The 7,898-nt window shown below is 63.6% G+C and carries 5 protein-coding genes and 1 tRNA gene; 5 read left to right on the forward strand and 1 reads right to left on the reverse strand.

Annotated features, from left to right (window positions below; translation table 11 throughout):
* From GY769_20375 to GY769_20390, 4 genes are all read left to right on the forward strand, one after another.
* Positions 1-571, forward strand: a 571-nt coding sequence (locus GY769_20375) for a sigma-70 family RNA polymerase sigma factor (GenBank protein MCP4204279.1), incomplete at its 5' end; no start/stop codon positions are given.
* An 82-nt stretch (positions 572-653) separates the two neighbouring features.
* Positions 654-728: transfer RNA gene (locus GY769_20380), tRNA-Asn, on the forward strand.
* Between the two features lie 65 nt (positions 729-793).
* A complete protein-coding gene (locus GY769_20385; protein MCP4204280.1) occupies positions 794-1,558 on the forward strand; it encodes an enoyl-CoA hydratase/isomerase family protein in 765 nt (254 codons plus the stop codon).
* Positions 1,559-1,735: 177 nt separating this feature from the next.
* The gene (locus GY769_20390; protein MCP4204281.1) at positions 1,736-5,863 is read left to right on the forward strand and encodes a hypothetical protein; all 4,128 of its coding nucleotides are present in this window, start codon (positions 1,736-1,738) and stop codon (positions 5,861-5,863) included.
* Here GY769_20390 and GY769_20395 read toward each other — a convergent pair.
* A complete protein-coding gene (locus GY769_20395; protein ID MCP4204282.1) occupies positions 5,860-6,642 on the reverse strand; it encodes a TIGR01458 family HAD-type hydrolase in 783 nt (260 codons plus the stop codon). The two genes, GY769_20390 and GY769_20395, sit on opposite strands and share 4 nt — an antisense overlap.
* A gap of 66 nt (positions 6,643-6,708) precedes the next feature.
* Here GY769_20395 and amrS point away from each other — a divergent pair, with 66 nt between their 5' ends.
* Complete coding sequence (gene amrS, locus GY769_20400) at positions 6,709-7,812, forward strand: AmmeMemoRadiSam system radical SAM enzyme (protein ID MCP4204283.1); 1,104 nt, start codon at positions 6,709-6,711, stop codon at positions 7,810-7,812.
* The last annotated feature ends 86 nt before the right edge of the window (positions 7,813-7,898 follow it).

Here is a 7,898-nt window from a genome sequence, read left to right on the forward strand (position 1 = left end):
ATTCTCGACCTATGCCACCTGGTGGATCCGCCAGGCCATAACCCGGGCGATCGCCGATCAGGCGCGAACCATTCGTATCCCGGTTCACATGATCGAGACCATCAACAAGCTAACGCGCACCAGCCGATCGTTGGTCCAGGAGCTGGGCAGAGAGCCGACCGCCGCGGAGATCGGCGAGCGCATGGACCTGTCGGCTTCCAAGGTCCGCAAGATCATGAAGATCGCTCAGGAGCCGATCTCTCTCGAGACCCCGATCGGAGAGGAGGAGGATTCACACCTCGGTGACTTCATTGAGGACGGCGCGGCGATATCTCCGGTGGAGTCGGTTATCTCCAACAACCTGACCGACCAGACCGCGGGGGTGCTGCAGAGTTTGACGCCGCGCGAGGAACTGGTGTTGCGGATGCGATTCGGTGTCGGCGAGGGCACCGAGCACACACTCGAGGAAGTGGGAAAGTCGTTTAACGTGACCCGCGAGCGGATCCGGCAGATCGAGTCGAAGGCGCTCAGGAAGCTCCGGCATCCGAGCCGGTCGGCTCAGCTCAAACCGTTCTTGGACAATTCGGCTTAGTCGAAGCCGATTCGTCCGATTGCGCTAGATTGACAAAGAAAAGGGCGAGGCCTAAGATCCTCGCCGCCTGAAAGGCCCGTTTTCCTGGGTAGCTCAGTGGTAGAGCGGTCGGCTGTTAACCGACTGGTCGGGGGTTCGAATCCCTCCCCAGGAGCCAACTTCTCCAAAGGCCGCCCAGCCCGGGCGGCCTTTTTCTCAGGAAGATAGACGTTGACCGATCAGCTGCTCGAAATCCTCGACCACGACTCGGTTCGCGAGTTGCGATTGAACCGCCCGCCGGCGAATGCGCTCTCACCCGAGCTCATGGACAGTATTCGCTTCGCGGTCGAAAGCGCCGAGCCCGACGGAGCCGAAGCCCTGGTGCTCTCGGGCCGCCCGGGGATGTTCTCGGCCGGCCTCGACGTTCCGTATCTGCTCACCCTCGATCGCGACGGCATCAGCGACGCTTGGCGGCGGTTCTTGAGGCTGCTCGGAAGTCTGGCGACCTGCCCGGTGCCGATCGCCGGAGCTCTCACCGGCCACAGCCCGGCCGGCGGCGCGGTGCTCTCTCTGTTCTTCGACTATCGGGTGATGGCCGAGGGTCCGTTCAAGATCGGGTTCAACGAAGTCCAGGTCGGGATCGTGCTGCCGGTGATCTTCCAGAGAGCGATCGCTGGCTTGGTCGGCCGGCGCCATGCGGCCCGGATCGGGATGGCGGGCCTCATGATCGACGCCGCCGAAGCGCATTCGATCAATCTGGTCGACGAGTTGCTTCCGGTGGAAGAGGTCGTGCCCCGGGCGATCGAGTGGTGCGGATCGATCCTGGCACTGCCTAGGAAAGCCATGTTGGGGACCCGAGCCAATGCCCGCAGGCAGCTCATCGACGACTTCCGGGAGGTGCCTGAGAGCGCTCTCGAGGCCCTGGTCAAGCGCTGGTTCAGCGACGAGACCCAGAGAGCTCTTCGCGGCATGGTGGCCCGCCTGGCGGCCGGCAAGGCCGCGGGCTAGCGCTTCGATACCACGCTGGCCGGACATATCGACGGACGTCTATTTGATCTCTGCGAGATCACGTATATTCTTGCTACTCGTCCGAAGGAAGTTCGTTTCCGTGGTGCTATTGCGCTGCGCGCGAGCAATTCAAGCCCTCGGGTTGAGTGAATAGTGAATCTCTTGGAGGAGTTAACCGTGCAGACTTCGAAGACCTGTTCTAAGCGTTTTGCCCGTTCAGCTGTGTTGACAATCGCCGGGGTGCTCCTGGCTGTGGCCGGGCCGCTTTCGGCCCAGGTCCTAATCAATGAGGTGGATGCGGACCAGGTGTCGACCGATAGCGCCGAGTTCGTCGAGCTCTACGACGGTGGAGTCGGCAACACGGATCTGAGCGGACTGGTTCTGGTGTTGTTCAACGGCAGCGACGACGCGTCGTATCTGTCGTTCGACCTCGACGGTCAGGCCACGGACGGCTCGGGCTATTTCGTTCTCTGCGGAAATGCGGCGAACACGCCCAACTGCGACCTGGACGTGTCTCCGGACACGAACCTGATCCAGAACGGTGCCGATGCGGTGGCCCTGCTGACGGGCGATGCCACGGATTTTCCGAACGACACGCCGGTGACGACCACGAATCTGATCGACGCGATTGTCTACGACACCAACGACAGTGACGACGCCGGACTGCTAGCGTTGCTCAACGCCGGCCAGCCCCAGGTCAACGAAGGGGGCGGCGGCAACAGCACGGCGGACTCGAATCAGCGCTGTCCGAACGGTTCGGGCGGGGCCCGCAACACCGACACCTACGCGCAGTTTGCTCCCACACCGGGAGCCCAGAACACCTGCGTGGTCTCGGTGCCCGAGCTGGTGATCAACGAGATCATCCAGAATCCGAACGCGGTCTCGGACACCAACGGCGAGTGGCTCGAGCTCTTCAACCCGACCGCCGATGCCATCGACATCAACGGCTTCACTCTTCGTGACGACGGCTCGGACAGCCATGTGATCGTGAACGGCGGTCCCCTGGTGATCGCGGCGGGTGGCTATCTGGTGCTGGGGCGCGACGACACCATCGCGGCCAACGGTGGCGTCACAGTCGACTACGAGTACTCGGGGATTACTCTCGCCAACAGTGATGACGAAGTCGTCCTTGTCGACACCCTGGCGCGAGAGGTCGACCGCGTGGAGTACGACGGCGGTCCGGACTTCCCGGATCCGACCGGCGCTTCGATGGCGCTGGCCAACCCGGCGCTCGACAACAACGTCGGTGCCAACTGGTGCACCGCATCCACGCCTTTTGGCGATGGCGACCTCGGCACGCCGGGGGCGGCCAACGACTGTGTGGTCGTCGTGCCCGAGCTGGTGATCAACGAGATCATCCAGCATCCGAACGCGGTCTCGGACACCAACGGCGAGTGGCTCGAGCTCTTCAACCCGACCGCCGATGCCATCGACATCAACGGCTTCACTCTTCGTGACGACGGCTCGGACAGCCATGTGATCGTGAACGGTGGTCCCCTGGTGATCGCGGCGGGTGGCTATCTGGTGCTGGGGCGCGACGACACCATCGCGGCCAACGGCGGCGTGGTTGTCGATTACCAGTACTCGAGTTTCTTTCTCGGCAACGGCGACGACGAGGTCATTCTCCTCGACACCTTCCTCAGCGAGGTCGACCGCGTGGACTACGACGGCGGGTCCGCCTTCCCGGATCCGACCGGAGCCTCGATGGCGCTCGGCAACCCGACGAGCGACAACAACGTCGGTGTCAACTGGTGCACCTCACGGATACCGTTCGGCGACGGCGACCTCGGCACCCCGGGGGCGGCGAACGATTGCCCGCTACCGGTGATCAACGAGATCATCCAGAATCCGAACGCGGTATCGGACAGCAACGGCGAGTGGTTCGAGGTCTTCAACCCCAGCGGCAGGCCGATCAACCTCAACGGCTATGCCCTCGAGGACGATGGCTCGGACAGCCACGTCATCGACAACGGCGGACCGCTCCTGGTCCCGGCCGGCGGCTATCTGGTTCTGGGCAACAACGCCAACTTCGCGACCAACGGCGGGGTCAACGTCGACTACCAGTACTCGGATTTCTTCCTCGGCAACGGCGGCGACGAGGTCGTCCTGATCGACTCGCTCGGAAACGAGATCGATCGGGTTAACTACGACGGCGGCGCCGCCTTCCCCGACCCGACCGGGGCGTCAATGGCGCTCTTGATCCCCGGGGCCGACAACAACGTCGGCGCCAACTGGTGCACCTCGTCGACGCCGTTCGGCGACGGCGACCTCGGCACGCCGGGGGCGGTGAACGACTGCGACGGCACCCCCGAAATCTACGACCTTCAGGGCAGCGGCGCCTTCTCGCCGTTCGAGGATCTGGCGGTTATCACCCGGGACAACGTGGTCACCGGAGTCAGCAACGAGGGTTTCTTCATGCAGACGCCCGCGGCGCGGGACGACTTCGATGCCACAACCTCCAACGGCATCTTCGTCTTCACCGATGACCCACCAGTGGTCGCTGAAGGTGACCTGGTTGACGTGGTCGGCACGGTGAGAGAGTTCTTCTCCTTCACCGAGATCGACGACGACGGCTTGACGGTAACCGTGACTTCCAGTGCCACGCCCCCGGCGCCGGTCCTGCTCGACGCCCTCAATCCCGCCCCGGGTCCCTTCGATCCTCCGGACATGGAGCGCTTGGAGGGCATGCTGGTCGAGTTGGTCGATGGAATCGCGACCGGCCCGACCGACGGCTTCGGCGACACAGCCGTGACCGTCGGCTCCGCACGGACGTTCCGCGAGCCGGGGATCGAGTTTCCCAGCCCGTTCCTCAGCCCACCGGAGTGGGATGGCAACCAGGAAGTCTTCGAGGTCGACCCGGACGGTCTTGGCCTTGCCGACGCCGACATCTTCGCCACCCAGGCGGTTGAGTCCGCGATCGGTCCGCTCGCTTTCTCCTTCGGCGACTACCAGATCTGGCCCAAAACCCTTGTGCTCGGGCCGGCGCCGACGATCCTCAGCCCGGTGCGCGAGCGAGAGCCGGGAGAATTCACCGTCGGATCGTTGAATCTCTTCCGGCTGAACAGCAGCTTCGCCAAGCTCTCGGCCTACGTCGTCGACGTGCTGCGCTCGCCGGACATCCTGGCGGTGCAGGAGGTTCAGGACGAGGTAGAACTCCAGGCTCTGGCCGACCAGATCAAGCTGGACGATCCGACCGTCGTCTACAACGTAGATCTGATCGAGGGCAACGACCCTGGCGGCATCGACGTAGGCTTCCTGACGCGTCAGAACATTCAGATCGACAGCGTCACCCAGGTGGACCCGGAGGTGACCTTCCTCAACCCGGTGACCAACGAACAGAACATCCTCCACGACCGGCCGCCGCTGCTGCTCGAAGGCAGCTGCCAGCACGAGCTCGGCTCTTTCCCGATCGCGGTGATGGCGGTCCACAATCGGTCGCTGGGCTCAATCGAGGATCCCGTCGAGGGAGTGCGAGTTCGCAAGAAGCGCTTCCTGCAGGCGGTGTCGATCGCCGAAGCGGTCGAGGCCCTGCAAGCGGCCGACCCGGACATTCACCTGGTAGTCACCGGTGACTTCAACGCCTTCGAGTTTACCGACGGCTACGTCGACGCGGTGGGCGTCATGACCGGCGAGTTCGTGCCCGACGACAACCTGGTCTGCGACACCGAAGACTGCACCGACCTGCCCGACAACGACCTCTTCGACGAGGTCCTCGGACTGCCGGCCGAAGAGCGTTACTCCTTCGTCTTCGGCGGCAACGCTCAGGTACTCGACCACGCGCTCACATCCGTGGGGCTCGAGCCCCTCGTGCGCGGCGCGGAGTACGGCAGGGGCAACGCCGACGCCTATGCCGCTCTTCTCTCCGACGCTACGCCCGGGAACCTCCCGCTACGCTCCTCGGACCACGACGGTCTGGTGTTGTTCCTGATGAAGGATTTTGACGGAGACGGGGTGGGCTTCGATCTGGACGTCTGTCCCGGCACGGCGATTCCTGAGGGAGTGCCCACACGCAGCCTCGGTACCAACCGCTGGGCTCTGGTGGATGGCGACGGCGTTTTCGATACCACGCCTCCGAACGGCAACGGTCCGGGCTTGAGCTTCACCATCGAGGACACCGCCGGCTGCTCGTGCGAACAGATCATCGAGGCGCAGGGACTCGGCAACGGTCACACCAAGTTCGGTTGTTCGATCGGTGCGATGAGGACCTGGGTGGGCCTGGTGAACGGGTCGACACCGGGGTTGTGGCTGAGCGGAGTTGTTTCATCAGAGGATGGGGCTTTGGGTCCGCCGCTCTCTTCTCGCTAGAGACCGAGCCAGGCCGGCAGGTCGGCGAGGGAATCGAGGACGGCGGTGGCTGCCCCCCCCGCCGCTTCCTCGTCCTCTGTCCTGAACTTGCCCGTTCGCACTGCGATCGCTGCGAGACCCGCACTGTGCGCGCCGGCGATATCAGTCGAGAGATCGTCGCCAACGACGGCTATTTGCTCGCCGGAAAGTAGCAGTGACTCGCCAGCGGTTTCGAAGAACTCCACGTTGGGCTTGCCGACCACCGTCGCCTTCCTGCCGGTGGCGTATTCGAGGGCGACGATGAAGGGACCGGCGTCGAGCTCAAGCTCGCCCTCGTTTCGCCAGTAGCGGTTCTTTTGCAGAGCGACGAGCTCGGCTCCGCTCAAGACGGTGCGAAAGGCGTCGTTGAGGATCTCAAAGGTCCATTGATCGGCCAGGTCTCCGATGACGACCGCCTCCGGCTTCTCGGTCACTATCTCGAAACCGGCGAAGTCCTCGAACGTCTCTTCGGCCGTCAATAGCCTGACTCTCGAGAGCCCGCGCCGGCGCAGCCAGGACACTGCCGCCAACGGCGCGGTGTGGATCTCTTCGAGCTGCGTCGCGATACCGAAGCCCGTCAGCTTGGCTGCCAGCTCTGAGCGGGGTTTGCGCGTAGTGTTGGTGGTGAACCGAATCGGCATTCCGTTGGCACGCAGGGTCGCGAGCGCTTCGGGAACGCCGGGGAAGACCCGGTCGTCTTCCCAGACCGTCCCGTCGAGGTCCAACATAAGGCCGCGGATCGCGTTGGTATCATTGGACATACTGGAATTCGCTGTGGCCGTGTCCGGTTGATTCTAGTAGGAGTCAGGCCTCGCAGGAGAATAGTCATGGACGTACCGATTCCGCGAGACTCGAGCGTCGTCGCGACCAAGTACTGGCACGAGCTCGAGGATGGGCGGGTGCAGTGCGACCTCTGCCCGCGCTTCTGTAAGCTGCGGGAGGGCCAGAGAGGCTTGTGTTTCGTGCGTGGATGTCAGGACGGGGGCGTGGTGCTCGCGACCTACGGTCGATCGAGCGGATTCTGCGTCGACCCGATCGAAAAGAAGCCGCTCAATCATTTTCTGCCGGGAACGCCGGTGCTCTCTTTCGGTACCGCTGGCTGCAACCTGTTCTGCAAGTTCTGTCAGAACTGGGACATCTCGAAGTCACGCGAGGTCGATACGTTGGCCGACGAGGCGTCACCCGAGGTGATCGCTAGAGCGGCCGAAGGCCTGGGCTGCCGGAGTGTGGCGTTCACCTACAATGACCCGGTCATCTTTCTCGAGTACGCCGTCGACGTCGCCGCGGCCTGTCGCGAGCGCGACATCAGAACCGTCGCGGTCACTGCCGGCGAGATCTGCCCGGAGCCGCGACGCGAGTTCTTCGCTGCGATGGATGCGGCCAATGTCGATCTCAAGGCCTTCACCGAGAGCTTCTATCGGACCGTGTGCGGCAGTGAGCTGCAGACGGCCCTCGACACCCTGGTCTATCTCAGGCACGAAACCGACGTCTGGTTGGAGATCACGACGCTCTTGATTCCGGGTCAAAACGACTCGGATTCGGAGATCGACGAGATGACCCGCTGGGTCGCCAGTGAGCTCGGACCCGAAGTGCCCCTCCACTTCTCGGCCTTCCATCCGGACTTCAAGATGATGGACAAGCCGCCGACCCCGCCATCGACCTTGAAGCGGGCTCGTGGGATTGCTCTCACCAACGGCCTCCGCTACGTCTATACCGGCAACGTCCACGACGAGAGTGGTGGCTCGACCTATTGTCACAACTGTGGGATCAAGCTGATCGGGCGGGACTGGTATGTGATGACGGCCTGGAATCTCGATGACGAGGGCCGCTGCGCGAGCTGCAAGACTCGGGTCTCTGGACTCTTTGAAGCCGTGCCGGGCGACTGGGGCTCGAAGCGGCAACCGGTTCGACTCCGCGACTGGGCGGCCTGAAGGCGGCTGTTCTTCGCGCGTTCACGCTTGCGCGTCGGCGCCACTCGGCGGAGTTACGTCCAGGGGACGGCCCCGGAAGGGCAGCC

Source organism: bacterium (assembly GCA_024224155.1).
Classification (GTDB): Bacteria; Acidobacteriota; Thermoanaerobaculia; order Multivoradales; family JAHEKO01; genus CALZIK01.